At 67.7% G+C, this 23,550-nt stretch carries 17 protein-coding genes; 9 read left to right on the top strand and 8 right to left on the bottom strand.

Going from position 1 to position 23,550, the window contains the following annotated elements; all coding sequences use genetic code 11:
• Nucleotides 1–145 precede the first annotated feature (145 nt).
• The 3 genes from pheS to FBZ88_RS26350 all read left to right on the top strand — a co-directional run bounded on the left by pheS (nt 146) and on the right by FBZ88_RS26350 (nt 5,569).
• Nucleotides 146–1,222, top strand: coding sequence for a phenylalanine--tRNA ligase subunit alpha (gene pheS, locus FBZ88_RS26340; RefSeq protein ID WP_186464604.1), 1,077 nt, complete (start codon nt 146–148; stop codon nt 1,220–1,222).
• Between the two features lie 64 nt (nt 1,223–1,286).
• Complete coding sequence (gene pheT / locus FBZ88_RS26345; RefSeq protein WP_145619990.1) at nt 1,287–3,680, top strand: phenylalanine--tRNA ligase subunit beta; 2,394 nt, start codon at nt 1,287–1,289, stop codon at nt 3,678–3,680.
• A gap of 200 nt (nt 3,681–3,880) precedes the next feature.
• Nucleotides 3,881–5,569 (top strand): methyl-accepting chemotaxis protein, encoded by a 1,689-nt coding sequence (locus tag FBZ88_RS26350; protein WP_145619991.1) that lies wholly within the window; start codon nt 3,881–3,883, stop codon nt 5,567–5,569.
• A gap of 7 nt (nt 5,570–5,576) precedes the next feature.
• Here FBZ88_RS26350 and FBZ88_RS26355 read toward each other — a convergent pair whose 3' ends face one another.
• Nucleotides 5,577–6,299, bottom strand: coding sequence for a DUF1223 domain-containing protein (locus FBZ88_RS26355; protein WP_145619992.1), 723 nt, complete (start codon nt 6,297–6,299; stop codon nt 5,577–5,579).
• A 166-nt stretch (nt 6,300–6,465) separates the two neighbouring features.
• Here FBZ88_RS26355 and FBZ88_RS26360 point away from each other — a divergent pair, with 166 nt between their 5' ends.
• The 3 genes from FBZ88_RS26360 (at nt 6,466) to FBZ88_RS26370 (ending at nt 10,078) form a co-directional block, all read left to right on the top strand.
• Nucleotides 6,466–7,137, top strand: coding sequence for a haloacid dehalogenase type II (locus FBZ88_RS26360; RefSeq protein WP_145619993.1), 672 nt, complete (start codon nt 6,466–6,468; stop codon nt 7,135–7,137).
• 96 nt (nt 7,138–7,233) lie between these two features.
• On the top strand, nt 7,234–9,036 hold the full coding sequence (gene lepA, locus FBZ88_RS26365) for a translation elongation factor 4 (protein WP_088870743.1): 1,803 nt from the start codon (nt 7,234–7,236) through the stop codon (nt 9,034–9,036).
• Between the two features lie 337 nt (nt 9,037–9,373).
• Nucleotides 9,374–10,078, top strand: coding sequence for an acyltransferase family protein (locus FBZ88_RS26370; protein ID WP_145619994.1), 705 nt, complete (start codon nt 9,374–9,376; stop codon nt 10,076–10,078).
• A gap of 673 nt (nt 10,079–10,751) precedes the next feature.
• On the opposite strand, the gene FBZ88_RS26375 is transcribed toward FBZ88_RS26370, so the two are convergent.
• From FBZ88_RS26375 to FBZ88_RS26395, 5 genes are all read right to left on the bottom strand, one after another.
• The gene (locus FBZ88_RS26375) at nt 10,752–12,503 is read right to left on the bottom strand and encodes a sensor histidine kinase (protein WP_145619995.1); all 1,752 of its coding nucleotides are present in this window, start codon (nt 12,501–12,503) and stop codon (nt 10,752–10,754) included.
• A 164-nt stretch (nt 12,504–12,667) separates the two neighbouring features.
• Nucleotides 12,668–14,254, bottom strand: a complete 1,587-nt coding sequence (gene purH / locus FBZ88_RS26380; protein ID WP_145619996.1) for a bifunctional phosphoribosylaminoimidazolecarboxamide formyltransferase/IMP cyclohydrolase — start codon at nt 14,252–14,254, stop codon at nt 12,668–12,670.
• 85 nt (nt 14,255–14,339) lie between these two features.
• Nucleotides 14,340–15,992: a heparinase II/III family protein gene (locus FBZ88_RS26385; protein ID WP_246138870.1), complete on the bottom strand. Its 1,653-nt coding sequence runs from the start codon at nt 15,990–15,992 to the stop codon at nt 14,340–14,342.
• Nucleotides 15,993–16,007: 15 nt separating this feature from the next.
• Nucleotides 16,008–16,688, bottom strand: a complete 681-nt coding sequence (gene rpe, locus FBZ88_RS26390; protein ID WP_145619997.1) for a ribulose-phosphate 3-epimerase — start codon at nt 16,686–16,688, stop codon at nt 16,008–16,010.
• Between the two features lie 43 nt (nt 16,689–16,731).
• On the bottom strand, nt 16,732–18,048 hold the full coding sequence (locus FBZ88_RS26395; protein ID WP_145619998.1) for an RsmB/NOP family class I SAM-dependent RNA methyltransferase: 1,317 nt from the start codon (nt 18,046–18,048) through the stop codon (nt 16,732–16,734).
• 181 nt (nt 18,049–18,229) lie between these two features.
• Between FBZ88_RS26395 and FBZ88_RS26400 the strand changes: the two genes are divergently transcribed.
• On the top strand, nt 18,230–18,424 hold the full coding sequence (locus tag FBZ88_RS26400) for a DUF1674 domain-containing protein (RefSeq protein ID WP_246138871.1): 195 nt from the start codon (nt 18,230–18,232) through the stop codon (nt 18,422–18,424).
• A gap of 34 nt (nt 18,425–18,458) precedes the next feature.
• Here FBZ88_RS26400 and pip read toward each other — a convergent pair whose 3' ends face one another.
• Entirely contained in the window at nt 18,459–19,406 is a 948-nt protein-coding gene (gene pip, locus FBZ88_RS26405; RefSeq protein ID WP_145619999.1) for a prolyl aminopeptidase, read from the bottom strand.
• 121 nt (nt 19,407–19,527) lie between these two features.
• On the opposite strand from pip, the gene FBZ88_RS26410 reads away from it, so the two are divergent.
• Nucleotides 19,528–19,938 carry a group III truncated hemoglobin gene (locus FBZ88_RS26410; RefSeq protein ID WP_145620000.1) on the top strand — a complete coding sequence of 137 codons (411 nt, stop codon included), beginning with the start codon at nt 19,528–19,530 and terminating at the stop codon, nt 19,936–19,938.
• Between the two features lie 47 nt (nt 19,939–19,985).
• Here the strand turns inward: FBZ88_RS26410 and FBZ88_RS26415 are convergent, their stop codons facing one another.
• Complete coding sequence (locus tag FBZ88_RS26415) at nt 19,986–20,954, bottom strand: thermonuclease family protein (protein ID WP_145620001.1); 969 nt, start codon at nt 20,952–20,954, stop codon at nt 19,986–19,988.
• A gap of 581 nt (nt 20,955–21,535) precedes the next feature.
• On the opposite strand from FBZ88_RS26415, the gene FBZ88_RS26420 reads away from it, so the two are divergent.
• Entirely contained in the window at nt 21,536–23,518 is a 1,983-nt protein-coding gene (locus FBZ88_RS26420) for an adenylate/guanylate cyclase domain-containing protein (protein ID WP_145620002.1), read from the top strand.
• Nucleotides 23,519–23,550: the final 32 nt, after the last annotated feature.

Below are 23,550 nucleotides of genomic sequence, written 5' to 3' on the forward strand. Positions count from 1 at the left end.
CTGCGCCCTGCGGTACTCGCTGCGGGGCCGGCGGTCGCCGGCCACAACGGCACGGGCCAAAGCCCCGCGCCGTTGGTAGTATCCGCCCCCAAGATTGCCCCACTGCCCACCGACCCACTGCCCACCGAGAAGACGGATCGTCGCGATGAACATCCTCGACAGCCTCAAGGCCGACCTGCTGGCCGCCGCTGCCGCCGCCCCCGACCTGGCCGCCCTGGAAGAGGTGCGGGTGGACGCCCTGGGCAAGAAGGGCCGCATCACCGGCCTGATGAAGGACATGGGATCGCTGACGCCGGATGAGCGGCGGGAACGCGGCCAGGCCCTGAACGCCGTGAAGGAAGAGATCAGCCAGGCGCTGGACGCCCGCCGCCAGGTGCTGAAGGCGGAAGCCCTGGCCCAGCGGCTGGAGGCGGAGCGCATCGACGTCAGCCTGCCGGCCCGGCCCGAGGTCGAGGGCCGCGTCCACCCCATCAGCCAGACGGTGGAGGAGATGATCGCCATCTTCGCCGACATGGGCTTCACCGTGGCGGAGGGGCCGGACATCGAGACCGACTTCAACAACTTCACCGCCCTGAACATCCCGCCGGAGCATCCGGCGCGCCAGATGCACGATACCTTCTACCTGCCCAACGGGCCGGACGGGGGCACCCGCGTGCTGCGCACCCACACCAGCCCGGTGCAGATCCGCACCATGCTGGCGGGGGAACCGCCCATTCGTATCATCGCGCCCGGCCGCACCTACCGGTCCGACTATGACCAGACCCACACCCCGATGTTCCACCAGATCGAAGGCCTGGTGATCGGCGAGAATATCCACATGGGCCACCTGAAGGGCACGCTGCTGGAATTCTGCCGCGCCTTCTTCCAGGTCGACGACCTGCCTCTGCGCTTCCGCCCCAGCTTCTTCCCCTTCACCGAACCGTCGGCGGAGGTGGACATCGGCTGCTCGCGCAAGGGCGGTGAGCTGAAGCTGGGCAACTACGGCGATTGGCTGGAGATTCTGGGCTGCGGCATGGTCCACCCCAAGGTGCTGGAGAACTGCGGTATCGACAGCACCCGCTGGCAGGGCTTCGCCTTCGGCATGGGTATCGAGCGCGTGGCCATGCTGAAGTACGGCATCCCCGACCTGCGCACCTTCTTCGAGGCCGACCTCCGTTGGCTGAAGCACTACGGCTTCGCGTCGCTGGACGTGCCCAGCCTGGCCCAAGGCCTCACCCGATAATCCATCCCAAGAGCGGCAGCCGGCCTTGAGGCCAGGCGCCCCACCCGAAGAACGGCAGGTAGCGATGAAGTTCACCCTTTCCTGGCTGAAGCAGCACCTTGAAACCGACGCCCCCCTGGACGTCATCACCGACAAGCTCACATCCCTGGGCCTGGAGGTCGAGGGCGTGGAGGATCAGGGCAAGGCCCTGGCCCCCTTCGTCATCGCCAAGGTGCTGTCGGCGGAAAAGCATCCCAACGCCGACAAGCTGCGCGTCGCCATGGTCGATACCGGCGCGGGCGAGCCCATCCAGGTGGTGTGCGGCGCCCCCAACTGCCGCACCGGCATCACCGTGGTGTTCGCCAGCCCCGGCGCCGTCATCCCGGCCACGGGCGACACGCTGAAGGTCGGCGCCATCCGCGGCGTGGAAAGCCGGGGCATGCTGTGCTCCGAGCGCGAGCTGAACCTGTCGGATGAGCACAACGGCATCATTGAGCTGCCGGAGGAGGCGCCGGTGGGTGCCAGCTTCGCCGCCTGGCGCAAGCTGGACGATGCCGTCATCGAGATCTCGCTGACGCCCGACCGCGTGGATTGCGCCGGTGTCTACGGCATCGCCCGCGATCTCGCCGCCGCCGGCCTCGGCACGCTGAAGCCCCTGGACACCGCGCCTGTGCCCGGTGTCTTCCCCGCGCCCGTGAAGGTGGCGCTGGAAACGGCGGCCTGCCCGCAGTTCGCCGCCCGTGTGGTGCGCGGCGTCCGCAACGGCCCCAGCCCGCAGTGGCTGCAGGACAAGCTGACCGCCGTCGGCCTGCGCCCCATCTCTGCCCTGGTGGACATCACCAACCTCATGACCCTGGACCAGGTGCGGCCCCTGCACGTCTTCGACGCCGCCAAGGTCCAGGGCGACCTGACCGTGCGCGAGAGCAAGGCGGGTGAAACCCTGCTGGCCCTGAACGGCAAGGAATACACCCTGCCCGCCGGCCTGACCGTCATCGCCGATGCCAGCGGCGCCGTGCTGTCCCTGGGCGGTGTCATGGGCGGCGAGAGCACCGGCGTGTCGGAAACCACTACCGACGTCATCATCGAGGCGGCGCTGTTCGAGCCCGCCAAGGTGGCGGAGGCCGGGCGCGCCCTGCAGATCGACAGCGACGCCCGCTATCGCTTCGAGCGCGGCGTAGACCCCGCCAGTGTCGTCAGCGGCATCGAGCAGGCCACGCGTCTGGTGCTGGAACTCTGCGGCGGTGAGGCCAGCGAGGTCTTCGTGGCCGGTGCCGAGCCCGCCTGGCGCCGCCCCCTGACCCTGCGGCCGGTCCGCGTGGCCCATCTGGGCGGCGTGGACGTTCCGGAAGCCGACCAGGTGCGCATCCTGACGGCCCTGGGCTTCGAGACCAGCCAGAAGGACGGCCTGATCCACGCCGTGCCGCCGTCCTGGCGCGCCGACGTGCATGGCGAGGCCGACCTGGTGGAGGAGGTGCTGCGCATCCACGGCTTCGACGCCATCCCCACCACCAGCCTGCCGCGCGACGAGGGCCTGCCCAAGGTCGCGGTGACGCCCAAGCAGCGCCGCACCGCCACCGTGCGCCGCCTGCTGGCCAGCCGGGGCATGCTGGAGGCCATCACCTGGTCCTTCCTGGCACCCGAAACGGCCAAGCTGTTCGGTGGCGCGCCGGATGAGCTGGCCCTGCTGAACCCCATCAGCGCCGACCTGGCCATCATGCGCCCGTCGGTTCTGGCCAACCTGGCGGCCGCCGCCGGCCGCAACGCCGCGCGCGGCTATGCCGACCTGGCGCTGTTCGAGGTGGGCCCCGCCTTCCGCGACGGCAGCGAGAAAGGCCAGGACCTGATCGCCGCCGGCGTGCGCGCCGGCCTGGCCGTGGCCCGCCACTGGGCCAAGGGCACCCGCCCCGTGGACGCCTATGACGCCAAGGCCGACGCCATCGCGGCGCTGGAGGCTGCCGGCGCCCCCACCGCCAACTTGGTCGTCTCCACCGACGCCCCCGGCTGGTACCACCCGGGCCGTTCCGGCTGCCTGCGGCTGGGCCCCACCGTGCTGGCCCGCTTCGGCGAGTTGCACCCGGCGGTGCTGGAGGCCCTGGACCTGACCGGCCCGCTGGTGGCGTTCGAGGTGTTCCTGGACCTGATCCCCACACCGAAGAAAAAGGGTGGGACGGAGAAGCCGAAGCTGGAGCTGTCGGCCTTCCAGCCCATCAGCCGCGACTTCGCCTTCGTGGTGGAGGCCGGCGTGGAGGCGGATCGGCTGATCCGCGCGGCCAAGGGGGCCGACAAGGCCCTGATCACCGGCGTGCAGCTGTTCGATGTCTACCAGGGGCCTGGAGTCGAAACTGGCTTCAAGTCCATCGCGCTGTCGGTCACTTTGCAACCGGTGGACAAAACCTTGACGGATGCGGAAATCGAGGCCGTGGCCGCCAAAGTCGTCGCCGCCGTCGCCAAAGCGACGGGCGCCGTGTTGCGCGGCTGACACAGAGCCCGCGCGCTTGCAGTAGGCGCCCCTTGGCTTTCAGGGGGCGTCTTTCTTTTTAACCAACTTATTGTGAATTTTAGACTACTTTAACCACTTGCACCGCCCGTACCCCCGTCCCTTACTATCTTTCGAAAGATAAAAAGCGGACACTGACGCCTGCGCTTATGGGTGTCACCCGTTGGGGGAGGACAGACGGCATGAAGTTTTTCCGGGATCTGCCCATCATCCAGAAGCTGCTGCTGCCCCTGATCCTGATGGGGCTGGTGACGCTCGGCACCTCCCTCTACACCCTGTCGCAGATGAACACGGGCGCTGTGCAATACCAGCACCTGCTGCGCGGCGAGGCGGAGGCCCTGAAGGCCATCGACCGGGCCAATGGCGCCGCCGCCAACATCGGGCGCATCAGCTACATGATGCTGGCGGAAACCGACAAGTTCATCATCGATAGCATGAAGGATGAGATCGGGCAGCAGGCCGGCGACCTCGCCAAATACCTGGACAGCGTCGCCCGGCTGAACCCGGGGTCCAAGGACGACTTGGCCATGGCCCGGGACGAGTTCAAGGCTATGATGAAGTTCGCGGAAGAGGCGCGCGAACAGATGCTTGCCGGCAACACCAAGGCTGGTGCCGCCACCCTGACCGATGAGTTCGACATCCGCCTGTCCAAGCTGCTGGACCGGCTGACCGTCATCACCAAGGCGGTGGACGAGAATTTGAGCAAGGGCGAGGCCGCCGCCAAGGCCCGCAACGAACGCACCTACTGGGTGACGCTGGCGGGCGGCCTGTCGGGCGCCGTGCTGATCATGGCGCTGGCGCTGTGGATCGCCTGGGCCAGCGTGTCCCGCCCGCTGAAGCGCATCGTCGATACCATGACCGCGCTGGCCGACGGCGACCAGAACGTGGAGGTGCGGGCGACCGACCGGCGGGATGAGATCGGCGCCACCGTGCGGGCGCTGCGCATCTTCCAGCGCACCATGGTGGAGGCCGACACCCTGCGCCATGAGCAGGAGACGATGAAGGCCCAGGCCCAGGCCGAGCGCCTTGCCGCCTTGGCTCAACTGGCCGATGAGTTCGAGGCCAGCATGAACCAGGTGGTGGAGGGGGTGGCCGGCGCCGCCGACCGTATGCAGGGCAACGCCAAGGGCCTGTCGGCCATTGCCGAGCAGACCAACCACCAGACCCTGGCGGTGGCGGGTGCCGCCGAGGCCGCGGCCGGCAACGTCAACACCGTGGCAGCGGCGGCCGAACAGCTGTCCGCCAGCATCCAGGAGATCGGCCGGCGGGTGGAGGAGTCCTCGCAGATCGCCCAGAACGCCGTGGTGGAGGCGGAGCGCAGCAACCACACCGTGAGCGGCCTGGTGGAGGCGGCGCGCAAGATCGGCGACGTGGTGCGCCTGATCAGCGACATCGCCAGCCAGACCAACCTGCTGGCCCTGAACGCCACCATCGAGGCGGCGCGGGCGGGGGAGGCGGGCAAGGGCTTTGCCGTCGTGGCCAGCGAGGTGAAGACCCTGGCGACGCAGACGGCCAAGGCCACGGAGGAGATCAGCGCCCAGATCGGCGAGATCCAGGCCGTTGCCGGCAGTGCCGCCGGCGCCATCCACGGTGTCAGCGGCACCATCGGCCGCATCAGCGACATCGTCACCACCATCGCCGCGGCGGTGGAGCAGCAGGGTGCCGCCACCAACGAGATCGCCAGCAGCGTGGCCCAGGCCGCCGCCGGCACGTCCGACGTGTCCAGCACCATCGGCCAGGTTACCCGCGCCGCCAGTGAAACTGGCACCATGGCGGTGGACGTGCTGCATGCCGCCCAGGACCTGGTCAGCCAGTCCGATCATCTGCGCCACCAGGTGGCGGGCTTCCTGACCAAGGTGCGCGCGGGCTGAGCCCCGTTCACCCCGGCGTCTGGTCCCCTGGCGCCTGGCTCAGGATGGCGGCGGACAGGATGCGGCCATCCGGTGCCTGCAGCAGGACCGCGACACGTTCCCCGGCCGGCAAAGGCTGGCGGACCTCCACCGCGTCTCCCCGCCATTGCCCGGCCGGGGTGAGCGACCGGACGATATTGGATTCCAGCAGGGTGCGGCCGCTGTTCTCGCCCCGCCCGATGAGGGTGCGGTGTTGCGGGTCATACCCCACCACCAGGATGTCACCCTGCTGTCCCTTGCCCGCGCCAACGGAAATGACCAGGCCATCCTCCCCGCGCGCGACCTGTAAGCCGACCGGCGCCGCTTGCCGCCGTGTGGCATCGGCGATTTCGGCCAGGCCCCGCGCACGGTCGGAACCGACGAAGGCGCGTTCGCCGTTCACCACCATCTCCGGCGTGTAGACCTGGCCGCCGCCCAGGCTGCGCGCATACCACCGCTGCCGCGCCGTGGCGGCCTCGAGTGAATAGGGATCCCGCCAACCCAGGCCATTCCAATAAGTCACGTGGAAAGCCAGGGGCAGCACGTCCCGGCGGTCCTGCGCCAGGTTGGTGAGGAAGGCATCGGCGGGCGGGCAGGAGGAGCAACCCTGCGACGTGAACAATTCCACCACCACCGGCCCCGCCGCCAGCGCGGGCGTCGAGATCGGGAGGCCCAGGCCGAACGCCAGTAAAAGCAAGCCGGTACGACGCATTCTTTCGTCCCCTCCCTTATCCACGCCGCGAGCGTGATGTCCCCCTATGTGGGAAGTGCCTGGTGGCCCCGCCAGGGCGGCGCGGCGAACGGCCGCCGCCTCCGGCCTGGACCATGCGTTCCAGTCGGGGCACAGTCGGTACCAATGGTAAATGGGGGAGGGACCGATGGCGGTGACGCTGGCCTTTGACGTCTACGGCACGCTGATCGATACCCATGGACTGGTGACCATGCTGAGGGGCATGGTGGGCGACCGCGCGGCGGACTTCTCCCGCACCTGGCGGGAGCGGCAGCTGGAATACGCCTTCCGCCGCGCCCTGATGCAGAATTACGTATCCTTCAGCGTCTGCACCGCCCAGGCCCTCGACCACACCTGCGCCCTGTACAAAACGCCGCTGAGCCCGGACCAGCGGACGGCCCTGCTGGACGCCTACCGCACCTTGCCGGCCTTCGCCGACGTGGCGGACGGGCTGGCCCGCTTGCGTACGGCCGGCTTCCGCCTCTACGCCTTTTCCAATGGCGCCGCCGACGCGGTGCGCACCCTGCTGGACGCCGCCGTCATCAGCGGCCTGTTCCAGGGCGTGGTCAGCACGGACGACCTGCGCTCGTTCAAACCCAGCCCCGCCGTCTACAGCCACTTCCTGCGGGTGGCGGGGGCCACGCATGCCGAGACCTGGCTGGTCTCCAGCAACCCTTTCGATGTCATCGGCGCCCTTTCCGCCGGCTGGCGCGCCGCCTGGGTGCGGCGGTCGCCTGAGGCGCTGTTCGACCCCTGGGGCATCCCGCCCACGGTGACAGTTCCGGACTTGCGTGACCTGGCGGCGGCCATCGCGGCTTAAGTTGCCCAGTCGCACATGAACGCCCCGCCAACCCCGCGGTTGCGCCAGAACGCCGGGCATCCTATGGTCGCGGGAATTTTTCCAGACCGGCCCGTCATGACCGACCTTTCGCACATCCGCAATTTTTCCATCATCGCCCACATCGACCACGGCAAGTCGACCCTGGCCGATCGCTTGATCCAATATTGCGGCGGCCTGGACGCCCGCGAGATGCGCGAGCAGGTGCTCGACAGCATGGATATCGAGCGCGAGCGCGGCATCACCATCAAGGCGCAGACCGTGCGCCTGACCTACAAGGCCGATGACGGGAAGACCTATCAGCTGAACCTGATGGACACGCCCGGCCACGTGGACTTCGCCTATGAGGTCTCGCGCTCGCTGGCGGCCTGCGAAGGTTCGCTGCTGGTGGTCGACGCCTCGCAGGGGGTGGAGGCGCAGACGCTGGCCAACGTCTACCAGGCCATCGACCACAACCATGAGATCGTCCCGGTCCTGAACAAGATCGACCTGCCGGCCGCCGAACCCGACCGCATCAAGCAGCAGATCGAGGATGTGATCGGCCTGGACGCCAGCAACGCCGTCATGATCTCGGCCAAGACCGGCCTGAACATCAAGGACGTGCTGGAGGCCATCGTCACCCGCCTGCCGCCGCCCAAGGGGGACCTGGAGGCGCCGCTGAAGGCCCTGGTGGTCGACAGCTGGTACGACCCCTACCTGGGCGTGGTCATCCTGGTGCGCGTGGTCGATGGCGAGCTGAAGGTCGGCCAGAAGATCCGCATGATGGCCACCGGGGCCACGAAGGAAGCCGACCGCGTCGGCCACTTCACGCCCAAGGCCGTGCAGTCCGGCCGCCTCGGGCCCGGCGAGATGGGCTTCATCACCGCCGGCATCAAGGACATCCGCGAGACCAAGGTCGGCGACACCATCACCGAGGAGCGCCGCCCGGCCGCCGAGCCGCTGGAAGGTTTCAAGCCCAGCGTGCCGGTGGTGTTCTGCGGCCTGTTCCCGACCGACGCGGCGGAGTTCGAGCATTTGCGCGAAAGCCTGGGCAAGCTGGCCCTGAACGACGCCAGCTTCCAGTTCGAGGCGGAGACGTCGGCCGCCCTGGGCTTCGGCTTCCGCTGCGGCTTTCTGGGGTTGCTGCACCTGGAGATCATCCAGGAGCGGCTGGAGCGCGAGTTCAACCTGGACCTGATCACGACGGCGCCCAGCGTTATCTACAAGGTCCACATGACCGACAAGTCGGTCATCGACATGCACAACCCGGCCGACATGCCGGACCCCATCCGCATCGACCACATCGATGAGCCGTGGATCCGCGCCACCATCATGCTGCCCGACGAGTATCTGGGCGGCATCCTGGCGCTGTGCACCGAGCGGCGCGGCCAGCAGATCGACCTGACCTATGTCGGCGGGCGCGCCATGCTGGTCTACAAGCTGCCGCTGAACGAGGTGGTGTTCGACTTCTATGACCGGCTGAAGTCCATCAGCCGCGGCTATGCCAGCTTCGACTACCAGATGGATGGGTACGAGACCGGCGACCTGGTCAAGATGTCCATCCTGGTGAACGCGGAACCGGTGGACGCCCTGTCCACCATCGTCCACCGCAGCCAGGCCGAGCATCGCGGCCGCCTGCTGTGCGAGCGGCTGAAGGAGCTGATCCCGCGCCAGCTGTTCAAGATCGCCGTGCAGGCCGCCATCGGCAGCCGTGTCATCGCCCGCGAGACCATCAGCGCCATGCGCAAGGACGTGCTGGCCAAGTGCTACGGCGGCGACATCAGCCGCAAGCGCAAGCTGCTGGACAAGCAGAAGGAAGGCAAGAAGCGCATGCGGCAGTTCGGCGAGGTCGAAATCCCGCAGAGCGCCTTCATTGCCGCCCTCAAGATGGGTGACGGCTGATCCAGCCGCCGCCTCGTCAGCTAACTCAGGGCTCTTAGGTCGCGGCCTGTCTCTGGACACTCCAACTAAGAGGCAGGATGGCCCGGGCAGCCCTATTGAGATTGCTGAGGCGATTCTTCACGGACGACTAGAGCGGATCGCCGAAAAGCGAAATCCATTTGGAGCGTGAATTCCGTTCGTTGAACAAGCGCTCGGGGCCGGGTGCGTGTTCCATTAAACGCACTCGGCTCTAATTTCTCATTGCAATCATATCCATCAATGAGCTGCAGGCGGTCTTAACAGGATGATTTAAACATGCTATTACCTAAGGAAGAAATTAGTTTATAGGGTATATGTGATGTCATTTTTGAACTCGGTTGAAAATTTGACTGAGCTAAACACAAAACCGTCCGATCGCAACAAGGCGTTTGACGGTATTCGTGGATACGCCGCATTAATTGTTATCGTATTTCATTCCATTCTTGGCTTTAATATGGGCTTCGTTAGTGATTCTTTGTTCGCCCCCTTACTATCAATTCCCGACGCCTATCATATTTTTGTCAAGTTTCTTATATCGACCTTTAGTGGGCACACTGCTGTTGATATATTTTTCGCGATGAGCGGCTGCGTGCTCATCATGTCATCTCAGCGCTGCCTTAAAGCCGGTGATATTCGCGGAAGTGTCATTTTTGTTATCCGACGCGCTTTCCGCATCATGCCTGCTTTGTTGGTTTGCGTGAGTGTAATTGCTGCCGTTTTCTGGGCGCTCTCCTTTGCTTTCCCGGGAATGATAACGCCTTACACTAAAGATCAGGTCTTTGATAACCTGATGCTGTGGGGCATGCCAATTCATGGTGCGTCTTGGACGTTGCGAGTGGAAATGCTCGCCATTCCTGCGCTGGCGATCGTTGGATTGTTATATAAAAAAGCAGGCAATGCTGGTTTGATTTTCTTTTTAATCTTTTCTATTCTTTCATTCGAAAATCCGAAACTCTGTCTAAATTATCCTGATTTGAGTTCGTCGTTGATTTATTTTTCACTTGGTGCGATTATTCCGACATAACTGGGTTATGCCATCGGAAAAATACGCACTAACATCTGGTTACTCATTGCGGGCATGATGTACGAGCGGTTTTTGTTTTCTCCATATGAAGGGGTGACGATAAAAATCGCACAGGCTGGCCTCTGCTTTTGGTTTCTTTGTCAGGTTTATTATGGAGCCCCTCGAAATGTCGTTACATTTCTAAGCTCCCCGAGTTCTGTTTTTTTGGGAAAAATCAGCTACAGTGTATATCTTTGGAATGTCTTATTCCTGAACGTCATGTTTGCGCTAAGGCCTTTATTTCCTGTTTGGGTGCAAAGTCACCCCGTAATTTCTGGTTCTTTTGCTAGCATTTTTATTGGAATCGCAACAATTCCTGTTGCCATCGTTTCTGAAAAATATATAGAGCGTCCTTTTGTGGCTCTAGGAAAACGAATAGAGGATCTGTTTATACACTTAACCGGTGGCAACAGTTTCCCACAGGTTGTCTCCAAAACCTAAGTGACTTAGAGCCGAATGTGTCTAATAAGAACGCATTCGGCTCTAACAGTCAGGCCTTCATCCAGCCGAAGGGCTTCCCGATGCGCTTGCGCGCTTTCAAAAACGCCGCATGACCGGGGCGGGCCGGGACCAGACCAAGCCTTCGATGACCTGCTCATGAAGCAACGATTAGCATACTATACCAATCTTGGATTCACCCCAGCGGGAACCGCAGGGTGAACCGCGTGCCCGGCGTGGTCGCCTCGTAAAGGAAACGGCCGCGCAGCTGGCGGGTGAAGGCGTCGATCAGCAGCAGGCCCAGGCTCTTGCGGCCGGTTCCGGCGGCGGTGTCCGGCATGCCCACGCCGTCGTCGGCGACGGTCAGCACACGCTCATCCCCCTCCCGCCGCAGGGTCACGGCCAGGGTGCCGGCGCGGCCTTCGGGGTAGGCGTGCTTGAAGGCGTTGGACAGCACCTCGTTCAGGACCAGGGTCACGGGCACGGACGCCGTCAGGTCGCTCTCCAGCGGCATGAGGTCCAGCACCACGGATACGCGGCGCGGCCCGCCCGCCGCGTGCCCCTCGCCCTGGTGGATGTTGTCGATCTCGCGCGCCAGGGCGGTGATCACCCGGTCCAGCTGCACCACGTCGACGTCCGACGCGTGGTGCAGCTGCTCGTGCAGGATGCCCATGGCGTGGATGCGGCGCAGGGCGTCGCCCAGGGCGGGGCGCAGCGCCGGGTTCATGCCGGCCTGAAGCTGCAGCAGGCTGGAGACGACCTGCAGATTGTTCTTCACCCGGTGGTGGGTGTCGCGCAGCAGCATCTCACGTTCCGCCAGCGCGCGGTCCAGGTGGCGGGTGCGGTCGGCCACCCGCGCCTCCAGCAGGGTATTGGCGTGGCGCAGGATCCGGTCGGCGCGCGCCAGGTCGCGTGACCGGCGGATGGCGATCCAGGCCACCAGCATCAGCGCCAGCGAGGCCGGGACGGCGACGGCGGCGTAGATCAGGGCCCTGTCTTCCCATTCCTTGGCAATGCTGGCCGTGTCGATGCCATAAAGGACGAATAGCGGCAGGTTGGGCACCTTGCGCCGGGCGTACAGCCGCCGCACCCCATCGATGGGAGAGGTCAGGATGAAGGTGCCGGTGGCGTCCACCGGCGTCTTGAGCAGCTCGGGATAGAAGCCCTGCTGCAGGTCGCCATCGGCGGGGGCGGGCTCGCGCAGCAGTATCGCACCATCCTCGCGCACCAGCATCATGGTCTTGGGGTCTGCCGAGAACAGCGACCGGTAGAAGGCGATGAAATAGTCCGGCTTCAGCGACAGCTGGGCCACACCGTTGAAACGGCCGTCCCGCGTTTCCATGCGCTGGCTGATGGGCAGGAAGGCTGCGCCGGAGATGCGGCCGCGCAACTGCTGCCCGATGAAGATGCCGGCGCCGGGCTTCAGCTGGGCGCGGAAATACTCCCGGTCGCTGACATCCAGCGCCGGCGTGGGCCACTGCACCGTGTTCACGCGGATGATGCCGGTGGGGTCCACCACCCACACGCTCTCCAGCTCAGGAGAGGCCTGCCAGATTTCCCGCAGGCGGTCGTAGAAACGGCTGTCGCCGGCGATATCCTTCCAGCCGGCGTCGTCCACCAGGCGCTCGACATAGCGCAGGCTGGTGGCGTGGATGCTGAAGATCTTGCCCGCATGCTCTTCCAGCACGTGGGTCACGTCCACCACCTGCTCACGGGCGTCGTCCCAGACGCGGCGGTGGTGGTCCCAGGCGGCCCAGGCGAAGACCAGCAGGGTCAGCACCAGGCTCATGACCAGCAGGGCCGCCACGGGGCGCCCGGCGGACGGGATCAAGGGAACGGCGGCCGCGTCGGAATAGGCGGTGCCATCCGGGGCCGGGACGCCGCCAGCCAGAAGATCAGGGAGAGAGGCGCCGGCCGAAGCAGCGTGGTCTGGCGCGGAGGCGTTCATACGGGCTGCCCTGGTCCTACTTGGCCCAGGTTACCGCATCCTTCGCGGCCCTGGGCTTACCCCATCGGTCATCGCCATCCCTGAACACCCGCCTTGCAAGGATAGGGCGGGGTGTAAGGGGGACGGTCCCTGATACGGAACCATCCCCCCTGTCCCTGCCGCCGTCAGTGACGGAAATGACGCATGCCGGTAAATACCATGGCCAGACCGCGCTCGTCCGCAGCGTCGATCACTTCCTGGTCACGCATGGAGCCGCCGGGCTGGATAACGGCCGTCACCCCGGCTTCCGCCGCCGCGATCAGCCCGTCGGCGAAGGGGAAGAAGGCGTCGGACGCCACCACACTGCCCTTGGTGCCCGGCTCGGCCAGGCCGGCGGCCTCCGCCGCCTCGCGGCTTTTGATGGCGGCGATGCGGCTGCTGTCGACTCGACTCATCTGGCCGGCGCCGATGCCCACCGTGGCCAGGTCCTTGGCATAGACGATGGCGTTGGACTTCACATGCTTGCCCACGCGGAAGGCGAACAGCAGGTCGGCCAGCTCCTTCGGGGTGGGGCCGCGCTTGGTCACCACCTTCAGGTTGGCCGGCAGCACGCGGCCGTCATCGCGGCTCTGCGCCAGGAAGCCGCCGGCCACGGTTTTGATCAGGGTGCCGGGCTGGGCCGGGTTGGGCAGGTCACCGGTCAGCAGCACGCGCAGGTTCTTCTTGGACGCCAGCACGGCGCGGGCGGCCTCATCCGCGTCGGGGGCGATCACCACCTCGGCGAACAGCCGGGATATGGCCTCGGCCGTCACGGCATCCAGGGTGCGGTTGGCGGCGATGATGCCGCCGAAGGCGGACACGGGGTCGCAGGCCAGGGCACGGGCGTAGGCGGTGGGCAGGTCATCGCCCTCGGCCACGCCGCAGGGGTTGGCGTGCTTGATGATGGCGATGGCCGGCCGGTCGAACTCGGCCACCAGTTCGAAGGCCGCGTCGGTGTCGTTCAGGTTGTTGTACGACAGCTCCTTGCCCTGCAGCTGGGTGGCGGTGGCGATGCCGGGGCGGCGCTCCCCCGTCACGTAGAAGGCGGCGGTCTGGTGCGGGTTCTCGCCATAGCGCAGGGTCTGGCGCAGGGTGCCGGACACGGTGACGCTCTCCGGCCAGGTCTGGCCCAGGCGGTTGGCGAACCAGGCGCCGATGGCGGCGTCATAGGCGCCGGTGCGGGCATAGGCCTTGGCCGCCAGGCGGCGGCGCAGGTCCAGCGTGGTCTGGCCGTCATGGGCCGCCAGCTCGGCCAGCAAGGGGGCGTAGTCGGACGGGTCGGTCACCACCGCCACGAAATCGTGGTTCTTGGCGGCACCCCGGATCAGGCTGGGGCCGCCGATGTCGATGTTCTCGATGCAGGTTTCGAAGTCTGCACCCTTCGCCACCGTGGCCTCGAAGGGATAAAGGTTCACCACCACCAGGTCGATGCCGGGGATGTCGTGGGTGTTCATGGCGGCCACGTGCCCCTCGTCATCGCGGCGGGCCAGGATGCCGCCGTGGATGCGCGGGTGCAGGGTCTTCACCCGGCCGTCCATCATCTCGGGGAAGCCGGTGTGGTCGCCCACCTCGGTCACGGGCACGCCGGCCTCGGCCAGGCGCTGGGCGGAACCGCCGGTGGACAGGATGTGCACGCCGCGCGCGGCCAGGGCCTGGCCCAACTCGATCAGGCCGGTCTTGTCGGACACGGAGATGAGGGCGCGGCGCAGGGGAACGAGATCGGGGCTGGTCATGATGGCAATCCGGCTTCGGTGGGATTTGGGAATGAGAAAGCCCGGCAAACGCCGGGCTTCAAGGGAAACTTGGGGTCATAGTGGCTCAGGGGTCGGCGCCCTCGGCCTTCTTCTCGCGGCGCAGGGCCCACTTCACGGTGGCGCCGCCGGGGGCGGTCGTGCCGCGCACGGTCACCTGCAGGGTGCCACGCGGCTCGGGCCCATCGCCCAGGTAGACGCTTTCCTCCAGCCCCACCGTGCCGCCCGACAGGCGCAGGCGCCAGCCGGCGCCCGACGGCAGGCGCAGCAGCACACCGTCGCCACCCTGGGACAGGCTGGCATGCACGCCCGGATGCAGGTGGAAGCGCAGGGTGTAGGACTGCCCGCCGGACCCGCCTTCCAGCTTGTCCTCGCCGCGCAGGTCCTCGCCGTTCTCGGCCAGGTACAGACGCCGGTGGTGGATCAGGCCGAAGCCGTCGCGATAGCCGTCGTGCGCGGCCTCCACCAGGACGGCGCCGCCCGTCTCGCGCCGCTTGGCTTCCACCGGATGCGGGCGGCGGCCCAGGCCGCCATCCTCACGCACGGATGCGGAGTTGGTGTCGGCCACCACCAGGGTGGAATGGGCGGCGGTGGAGGCCAAGGCCCCGCGCCAGGCGCCGGTTTCGGACGGGTGGCTGCCGCAGTTCACGATCAGGCGCTCGCGCCCCACGCTCATCTCGAACGACAGGCTGCCGGCGTGGGCCCGGGCGTCCAGGCCGGACGGCGGTGGTGCGCCGGCGTCGAACAGCACGCAGGCGCGGCCCGCCGCCAGCCGCTCGAACCCCACATGGGGGGCGGAGCGCAAGGGCCGGCCGCGGGCGTCGGCCTGGCTCAGCACCGTGTCGATGAAGGCGGGGTCTTCCGCCCAGCCGCCGTTGAACAGGGCCAGGCCGCCGTCGCCATGGCGGAAGAAGCGCAGGGTGGGCGTCAGGCGGTCGATGGAGTGCTGCACGGCGTCGGGCATGTCGGCCCGCGCGGCGCGCAAAACGCCCCGGATGTCGATCAGGTGGCGCAGCACCTGCAGCTGCAGCGAGGGGCTGCGCTGCACATGGCCGCCGTCGGGCATGACCTGGCGTGTCAGCTCGCGGTTCAGCAGCCACAGGGCGCGCTGGGCGGTACGGCCCCGGCCCGGCAGGCAGAAGCCGCCATAGACCAGGCCCTTGATGCCCAGGATCAGGTCCGCGCCCCGCAGGCGGCCGGGCACCAGCCGGGCCAGGTGGCGGATCTGGCGGGCCAGGCTGTCGAAGACGCGGGCGCGCAGGCCGTCATCGGCGCTGGCCAGGAAGAAGTCGTGGGCGCCGATCCAGGCGACGATGCGCTGGGCCGTCACCTCCGGTGCCCAGGCCACGGCATGCCAGGAGGAAAAGCCGTCCAGCCAGCTGGTGACCAGCACACGGGCCTGGCGGCGCGCGGCGTCGCCCCCGGCGGCCTTCAGGTGGCGCAGCCAGTCGAAGCCGTGCAGGGCCGTCAGCCAGGCGGATCCGGCGGAAAGGTCCAGCCAGGGCGGCAGGTCGGCCTGGCGCTCCTCGCCCGCGAAGGCGAAACGGCCGGCCAGCAGCGCCTCACCCTGGCGAGGGTCGCCCGGCCAAGGGTCGGCCGGCACCACGCCCAGCGCCTGGGGGGCGCGACTTTTCAGCAGCACGCCGTACAGCGGCGTCCGGTAGACCAGCGCGCCGGGGCCGGCGCGGAACCGTCTCATACCGGAAGTGACACGGGCCATGCGCCGTTTGACCCCTTAGACCAGCGGGCCGCGCAGGCGGCGGATGTTGTCAGCGTAGGCCTCAGGGCCACCCTGGAAGGTGGCGGTGCCGGCCACCAGCACGTCCGCGCCGGCGGATATCGCCACGGGCGCCATCTCGGCGTTGATGCCGCCGTCGACCTCCAGGTCGATGACACGCGACGTGCCGGCGGTCACGGCGTCGATACGCTGACGGATGGCCCTGATCTTGTCCTTCTGGCTGTTGATGAAGGACTGGCCGCCGAAGCCGGGATTGACAGACATGACCAGGATCATGTCGACGTCGTCCATGATGTAATCCAGGACCGAGATGGGCGTCGCCGGGTTAAGCGCCACGCCGGCCTTCTTGCCCAGGCTGCGGATCAGCTGCAGCGTGCGGTGGGTGTGGGCGCCGGCCTCGGGGTGCACGGTGATGATGTCGGCGCCGGCCTTGGCGAAGGCGGCGACGAAGGCGTCCACCGGCGAAATCATCAGGTGCACGTCGAACACCTTGGCCGAATGCGGGCGCAGGGCCTGCACCACCATGGGGCCGATGGTCAGGTTGGGCACGAAATGCCCGTCCATGACGTCGATATGGATGTAGTCGGCGCCGGCAGCGTCCACCGCCCGCACCTCCGCGCCCAGGTTGGCGAAGTCGGCCGACAGGATGGAGGGGGCGATGCGTACCGGCTGCTGCATGATGACTTTCGTTCCTATCAACTCACGGGCGCTTTGCCAACCGCTAGGCGGTGCGGCGCAGGCGGGTCATGAAGAATCCATCGAGGCCGCCCAGCTCCGCCCAGTGGCCAGGCGTGGTGCGCACGTCACCGCTGTCGGTCACCAGGGGGGCCAGTGCCTCCACATCGGCCTCTGCACCATAAGCCAGATCCACCGGGATGATGGGTTCCACCATCACGTCGAGGCGGCGCGACAGCAGCTTGGACAGCTGCTCCTCGCCTTCCTCCGGCTGCAGGGAGCAGGTGCAGTAGACCACCAGGCCGCCGGGCTTCACCATGTCGATGGCGCGGTCCAGCAGGCGGCGCTGCACGCCCGACAGGCGGCCCACATCTTCCGGCGTCTTCAGCCGCGCCACGTCGGGATGGCGGCGGATGGTGCCGGTGGCGCTGCACGGCGCGTCCAGCAGCACGGCATCGACCGGTTCGTCCGGCTGCCACTTGGTGGCGTCGGCCACCGCCGTGGCGACCGACAGGCCCAGGCGTTCCATGTTGCGCGACAGCCGGTCCAGCCGGGGGGCGGAGCGGTCGACCGCCGTCACCTTGGCGCCGGCGGCGGCCAGCTGGGCCGTCTTGCCGCCCGGCGCGGCGCACAGGTCGATGACGGTCAGGCCGGCGACGTCGCCCAGCAGGCGGGCGGGCAGGGCGGCAGCGGCGTCCTGCACCCACCAGGCGCCCTCATTGAAGCCTGGCAGCTCGGTGACCGATCCGCCGGCGGCGCGGCGCAGGGTGCCGGTGGGCAGCACCGTCGCCTCCAGCCTTTCCGCCCAGGCGTGCGGATCGCCCTTCACCGTGATGTCCAGCGGCGCCTCCACCAGATGGGCATCGACGATGGCGCGGGTGTGGCCGGTGCCGTAGTGCTGGCGCCAAGCCAGCCACAGCCAGTCGGGCGTGTTCAGGCGGCCGGCGTCCTGGGCGGCCAGCAGGTCGGCGCCCTCGCGCGCCAGGCGGCGCAACACGGCGTTGATCAGACCCTTCATGCCGGCCAGGCCCTTGGCCACGGCCAGTTCCACGCCCGTGTCCACCGCGGCATGGGCGGGGGTGCCCAGGAACAGCAGCTGGGCGGCGGAAACACGCAGGATATCCAACACGCCGGCCTTGGGCAGATCCGGCCGGGCCAACAGCGACAGGACCACGGCGTCGATCTGGCCCAGGCGGCGGATGACGGTGGCGGTCAGCAGGCGGACGAAGGCACGGTCGCGCGGCTCCAGGCCGGGCAGGCCCCGGTGCTGGTCCAGCGCGTCATCCAGCGGCACGCGGCGGCGCAGCACGCTTTCCAAGAGATCCAGGACCACCCGGCGGGCGGCCAGCGTTTCGGTATTCATGGGGGCGGGGTGTACCCCGGAACGGGCCCGCTGTCACCGGCCCCTTTCGGCCACCCGCCCCCCGTTTCCGGCATGGATTCGGATGGGAAGGTTTGGCCCCCGGCAAAAGCCCTTGGCGGCGGCGGGCGGCGGGCCCAATTATAGCGCCATGAGCAAGCTGCCCCCCCTGCCAGAGCCCCCCTTGCCCGAACCCAAGGCCCCCGTGTTCAAAGCGCACGTGGTCCCCACGGCATCGGCGCCCGAAACCGTTAAGGCCGAAGCCATCAAGGCCGAGGCCGCGAGACCCGAGCCTGTGCGCGAGATCGGTGGCCCCACCGGCCCCGAACCCACCCGCTACGGCGACTGGGAACGCAAGGGCCGGTGCAGCGATTTCTAAACCGGTGGCGCGCCGCCGGTACGCCCCTGGGGCTTCAGAGGGTCTTGAACCGTTCCGTCGCCTGCACCAGGGCGGAGCGGATGCCCGGCTCCATGGCGCTGTGGCCCGCGTCCGGCACGACGATGTAGTCGGCCTCGGGCCAGGCGCGGTGCAGCTCATCCGCCGTGCGGATGGGGCAGACCACGTCGTAGCGGCCTTGGACGATGATGGCCGGGATGTGCCGGATGCGGTCGATGTTCTCCAGCAATGCCGCTTCCGGCGACAGCTTGTTGTTGCGGAAGTAGTGCGCCTCCATGCGCGCCAGGCCAAGGGCGTGGTTGTCCTCGCCCGACGCCGACACCAGCTCCGGGCTGGGCAGCAGGGTGGAGCAGGCGCCCTCGTACACGCTCCACACCCGGGCGGCGGCCATGCGGGTCTGGGGATCGGCGGAGGTCAGGCGGCGGTAGTACGCCTCCAGCAGGTCGCCACGCTCATTCACCGGGATGTGGGCCACGAACGTGGACCAGGCCTCGGGGAAGAAGGTGCGCATGTCGTAAAGGAACCAGTCGATCTCCTGCTGGCGCATCAGGAAGATGCCGCGCAGGACCAGGCCCTTCACCCGTTCCGGATGGGCCTGGGCATAGGCCAGCGCCAGGGTGGACCCCCAGGAGCCGCCGAACACCAGCCAGCGGTCGATCTCCAGCACCGTCCGCAATTGTTCCAGATCCGAAATGAGGTCGGGAATGCCGTTCTCGCGGATTTCACCCAGCGGGGTTGACCGGCCGGCGCCGCGCTGGTCCAGGATGACGATGCGGTAGTGCCGGGGGTCGAAGAAGCGGCGGTGCGTGGGCGAGGCGCCGGCACCGGGGCCGCCATGCAGGAAGACAACAGGCGCGCCGTCGGGGTTGCCGGCTTCCTCCCAGTAGATGGTATGCAGGCCGCTGACGGCCAGCGTGCCCGTCCGATAGGGTTCCAGGGGTGGGAAGAGATCGCCGCGCGCCATGGGTCGGTACACCAGATTGCTCGAATTAAGGCCGAAGTGTAGGCCAAGGCCGGCCCCCAGCGCAAACCCAACCAAGCCCGGCCGGTTCCGCCCAGCCTGTTTCGCGGGAGTTTTTACAGCGATGTCACAACCATTTGCCGCCTTCACGGAAGAGTCGCTGGCCGTCCTGGTGCGGGCTTTCTACGACCGGGCGCGCCAGGACGCGCTGCTGGGTCCGGTCTTCGAGGGCGCCGTCGGCACCACCGAGGAGGCCTGGGACCGCCATCGCGCGCGCATTGTGGATTTCTGGTCCTCCGTCCTGCTGTCCACCGGGCGTTACGAGGGCCGGCCCATGGTCGTGCACGCGGGTCTGCCCCTGATCGGGCCGGATCACTTCCGCCGCTGGCTGGCCCTGTTCCAGGAGACGGCCCGGGGCCTGTTCACGGCGGAGGCGGCGGACCGCCTGGCGGAGGTCAGCGCCCGCATCGGCCGCAGTCTGCAGATGGGCCTGGCGGTGGCCCGGGGCGAGGACGCCGGCGCCTATCTGCGCTAGGTGTTGGCGTTGGCCGTGACGAAGGCCTCGTGGGCATCCTCCGTCGCTCACGGATCCGATGCGGCCGGCGCCGCGTCGCCCCCGTCCTTGTCTTCCTTCTGGCCCCGGACCGGGCGGCGATGGGGCCAACGGCCGTCGGTGGTGATGATCTGGTCGGGGTTGGTGACGCGGATCATGGGGCCGTTGTGCTCCTCCATCCAGCCGCGCACCTCCACCAGTCGGTCCTTCAGGTCCAGCGGGCTCAGGTGGCGGGCCCGGAAGGCGGCCATGTCACGGCGGTCGATCTCCACCGTGAAGTCGGTGCGCCGGTCGGCGCCGAAGTTGAGGTAGACGCGATCGCGGGCGTCGGCCGCGTCCAGCACGCGGCCGGTGACGACGGCGTAGCGGCCCTGGGCCCGGAAGGCCGTGTCGGGGTCGCGCACGGCGTAGAAGCCGTCGGCCCACAGGCCCAGCTTGCCTTCGCGGGCGTGATCCTCCGCCCGGCGCAGGGCGGCCAGGCCCTTGGGCGCATCGGGGTGGGGCGCCAGTTCCGCCCACCCCTGGCGCAGCAGGGCATCCTGCACCCACACCAGGCGGCGCCCGTCGCGTACCATCAGGTGGGCCAGGATGCGGCCGTAGCGGTCATGGTCCACCCCGCCCAGCATCAGCTTGACCGTGCGGTTCAGCACCAGTTCCTCCAGCGCATGCCGCGACTCCCCCGCCAGGGGCCAGGGGGTGCGGCCGGCATTCTCGTCCTGGGAACTGCCGGCCTGGGCGGTGCGCGCGCCCTTGGGCGCTCCCATCTTGGGTGCCAGGATGCCCGCCAGGCGAACGACCCGGCCGTCGCGCAGGGTGACGGTGTCGCCGCTGAGCACGCCGATGACCACGCCGTTGCCGGCGGGGATAAGGCCGTGGGTGCCCTTCGCCGTGCGTTCCTTGTGTGGCTTATGGTGGGCCCGATGCGTCCGGGCCTCGGCCGGCTGGAGGGCCGCCGTCAGGATCAGCAGTGGCAACAGGGCGAGTCGCCAAGCGTGCATCGCGGTGGGCTTCCAGCAACCAGGGCGCGATGACGATACGGCACGGGGAATGCGAAGAAAAGAGACGGCGCGGACCACCTGGATCCGCGCCGTTGGATAGTTTACGCGTTCTGCCAGAACCGATTGATGGCACGGCCGCGTATGCCGGTGATGGGGCGTCAGGTGTTCCTGCCTCTCCAGGGTCGCCTCGACCCTGGGCTGTCAGGGACGCGAAGCCAAAAACGCTGAATGGGCAAATTCCGTCGGTTCCATCGTCTGCGGTCCCTTACCGGGGTTGTTCTGCGAGACATGCCAACCTCTGCAAAGTGTGGGCCAGGGTGCGGCGCGTCGTCGCGTTAACTATTTATTGGCCTTTTCCGGCCATTTTCGCCGAGGTCGCAATCCGGTGCGCGATCGCTTTCATGCGTAGGGCATCAGCGGACCGATGCATTATGTATTGCTTAATGCAATATGCGCTACATCACAGCGCCTTGTTTGCACTATGCAATATGCTAAGTAGGAATTAGGCCCATACCGGCGGCAGGGGGGCCTGCACGCTTGCCGCAGTTGCCGTCGGCCCGCCCGACGGCTACCGTGCGGTCATGAGCGAAACGACACAGGCCCTGGAACGGCCGGCGGGGGGATGTCCCATCCGGCGGTCCGCCGTGCGAGTCTCCATCGCCACCGCGCTGCTGCTGGGTTTCGGCACGCTGGTCCTGGTGGCGGTGGCCAGCGTCCTGATCCTGGGCTTCAGCACCTCCACCCGCAACACTGCGGCGCTTCTGACCGACAAGGTCATCCTGGCCATGGATGGGATGACGGTGCGGGTGCGCGCCCAGCTGGACCCGGCGCAATACCAGGCGGAATTCCTGGTGGCGTCCATCCAGCGGGGGGAGATCGACACCAGCGATGAGACGCGGCTGGGCCAGAACCTGCGCTCGGCCCTGGCGGCCTCGCCCCAGATCACCGCGGTCAGCTTCCTGTCGGCCGACAGCCACTGGACCGTGGCGCGCCGCACGGGCCCCAACGACGCCGAAGTCATCACCATGCCGCCGCCGCCCAACAGCGATCTCCTGATGCAGGAGATGAAGGCGGCGCCCGTCGCCCGCTGGGTGGACCCCGTATGGTCGGAGGAGGAGGGCACCAGCTTCCTCACCGTGCGCGCGCCGGTCCGGTCCAAGAGCGGCAAGTTCCTGGGCGCCGTGCTGGTGGGCGTCAGCTTTGCCGACCTGTCGGGCTTCCTGGGCGAACTGGACAGCAGCCAGGGCGTCACCGCCTTCATCCTGTTCGATGCCGACCACGTGCTGGCCCATCCGGCCCTGATTGGCCGCACCTTCAACCTGGCCGGCCGCAACCCGCCCCTGCCCACGCTGTCCGACCTGGGCGATCCCGTGGCCGCCGGCATCTGGCAGCGCCAGCCCCCCGGCCGTGTAGTGGCGCGCGACGGCATGGGCGGCAAGCTGCGCGACCTGGACTTCCGCCAGGCCAGTGTCGGCGACATCGACTACGTCTACCTGCTGCGCGACCTCAGCGGCTACGGCGCCCAGAACTGGACCCTGGTCATGGCCCTGCCGCAGCGCGAGGTGGACCAGGAAATCCGCCGCGTGCGTTGGTTCGGCCTGGGCGGCGTCGCCATCCTGCTGGTGTCGGTCGCCCTCAGCCTGATCCTGGGCAAGACCATCAGCCGACAGATCCGGGGCCTGTCGCACGCGGCGTCGTCGCTGCGCGACCTCGACTTCCACGCCGTGCCCTACCTGCCCGACAGCCGCCTGCGTGAACTGTCGGACGCGGCCGCCGCCTTCAACACCATGCTGACCGGCCTGCGCTGGTTCGAGTCCTACGTGCCCAAGGCCCTGGTGCTGCGCCTCATCCGCCGGGGCGACCACGCCGGCTCGATCTTGTCAGAGGAGCGTGACGTCACCGTCATGTTCACCGACATCAAGGGCTTCAGCACCCTGGCCCAGAACATGACCCCGGCGCAGACCGCCTCGCTGCTGAATGAGCATTTCACGCTGCTGTCCGCCTGCATCGAGGCCGAGGGCGGCACGGTGGACAAGTTCATCGGCGACGCGGTCATGGCCTTCTGGGGGGCGCCGGACGAGCAGGCGGACCATGCCGCGCGCGCCCTGCGCGCCGCCGCCGCCATCAACCGCTGCATCCGCCAGAGCTATGACGAGGCGGTGGCCCAAGGCCGGCCCGCCATCCGCCTGCGCGTCGGCATCCATTCCGGCCCGGTGGTCGTGGGCAACATCGGCACCAGCAGCCGCATCAACTACACCATCGTGGGCGATACGGTGAACGCCGCCGCCCGGCTGGAGGCGCTGGGCGCCGACCTGGCCGATCCAGCCGCCGCCTGCATCGTGCTGGCCAGCGCCGACACGGTGGACGCCGCCGCCGACTGCGGCGTGCCCATGACCGACGTGGGTGAATTCAGCCTGCGCGGCCGCACCGGCCAGGTACGGGTGTGGCAACTGGCCGACGGCGTGCACGGTCCCCGGGATCCTGTCGGCCCCACGGGCCAGACCATCGGCGAACCAGGCTTGGAGCCTGTCTGCCCCCAACTGCCCGCCACCACCCCGTCTTAAATTTTTATGACGGGTGGGGGAAAGTCCCCCAC

The sequence above is a fragment of the Nitrospirillum bahiense genome (assembly GCF_007828025.1).
GTDB classification, from domain to species: Bacteria; Pseudomonadota; Alphaproteobacteria; order Azospirillales; family Azospirillaceae; genus Nitrospirillum; species Nitrospirillum amazonense.

Bases quoted from the DNA above. Each gene is read 5' to 3' on its own strand.
- FBZ88_RS26355 (WP_145619992.1), bottom strand. From the start codon at position 6,299: ATGCGTCGTACCGGCTTGCTTTTACTGGCGTTCGGCCTGGGCCTCCCG.
- FBZ88_RS26370 (WP_145619994.1), top strand. From the start codon at position 9,374: ATGTCATTTTTGAACTCGGTTGAAAATTTGACTGAGCTAAACACAAAA.
- pip (WP_145619999.1), bottom strand. From the start codon at position 19,406: ATGGCGCGCGGCGATCTCTTCCCACCCCTGGAACCCTATCGGACGGGC.
- FBZ88_RS26410 (WP_145620000.1), top strand. From the start codon at position 19,528: ATGTCACAACCATTTGCCGCCTTCACGGAAGAGTCGCTGGCCGTCCTG.
- rpe (WP_145619997.1), bottom strand. From the start codon at position 16,688: ATGCAGCAGCCGGTACGCATCGCCCCCTCCATCCTGTCGGCCGACTTC.
- purH (WP_145619996.1), bottom strand. From the start codon at position 14,254: ATGACCAGCCCCGATCTCGTTCCCCTGCGCCGCGCCCTCATCTCCGTG.
- FBZ88_RS26360 (WP_145619993.1), top strand. From the start codon at position 6,466: ATGGCGGTGACGCTGGCCTTTGACGTCTACGGCACGCTGATCGATACC.
- pheT (WP_145619990.1), top strand. From the start codon at position 1,287: ATGAAGTTCACCCTTTCCTGGCTGAAGCAGCACCTTGAAACCGACGCC.
- FBZ88_RS26415 (WP_145620001.1), bottom strand. From the start codon at position 20,954: ATGCACGCTTGGCGACTCGCCCTGTTGCCACTGCTGATCCTGACGGCG.
- FBZ88_RS26375 (WP_145619995.1), bottom strand. From the start codon at position 12,503: ATGAACGCCTCCGCGCCAGACCACGCTGCTTCGGCCGGCGCCTCTCTC.
- FBZ88_RS26420 (WP_145620002.1), top strand. From the start codon at position 21,536: ATGAGCGAAACGACACAGGCCCTGGAACGGCCGGCGGGGGGATGTCCC.
- FBZ88_RS26385 (WP_246138870.1), bottom strand. From the start codon at position 15,992: ATGGCCCGTGTCACTTCCGGTATGAGACGGTTCCGCGCCGGCCCCGGC.
- lepA (WP_088870743.1), top strand. From the start codon at position 7,234: ATGACCGACCTTTCGCACATCCGCAATTTTTCCATCATCGCCCACATC.
- pheS (WP_186464604.1), top strand. From the start codon at position 146: ATGAACATCCTCGACAGCCTCAAGGCCGACCTGCTGGCCGCCGCTGCC.
- FBZ88_RS26395 (WP_145619998.1), bottom strand. From the start codon at position 18,048: ATGAATACCGAAACGCTGGCCGCCCGCCGGGTGGTCCTGGATCTCTTG.
- FBZ88_RS26350 (WP_145619991.1), top strand. From the start codon at position 3,881: ATGAAGTTTTTCCGGGATCTGCCCATCATCCAGAAGCTGCTGCTGCCC.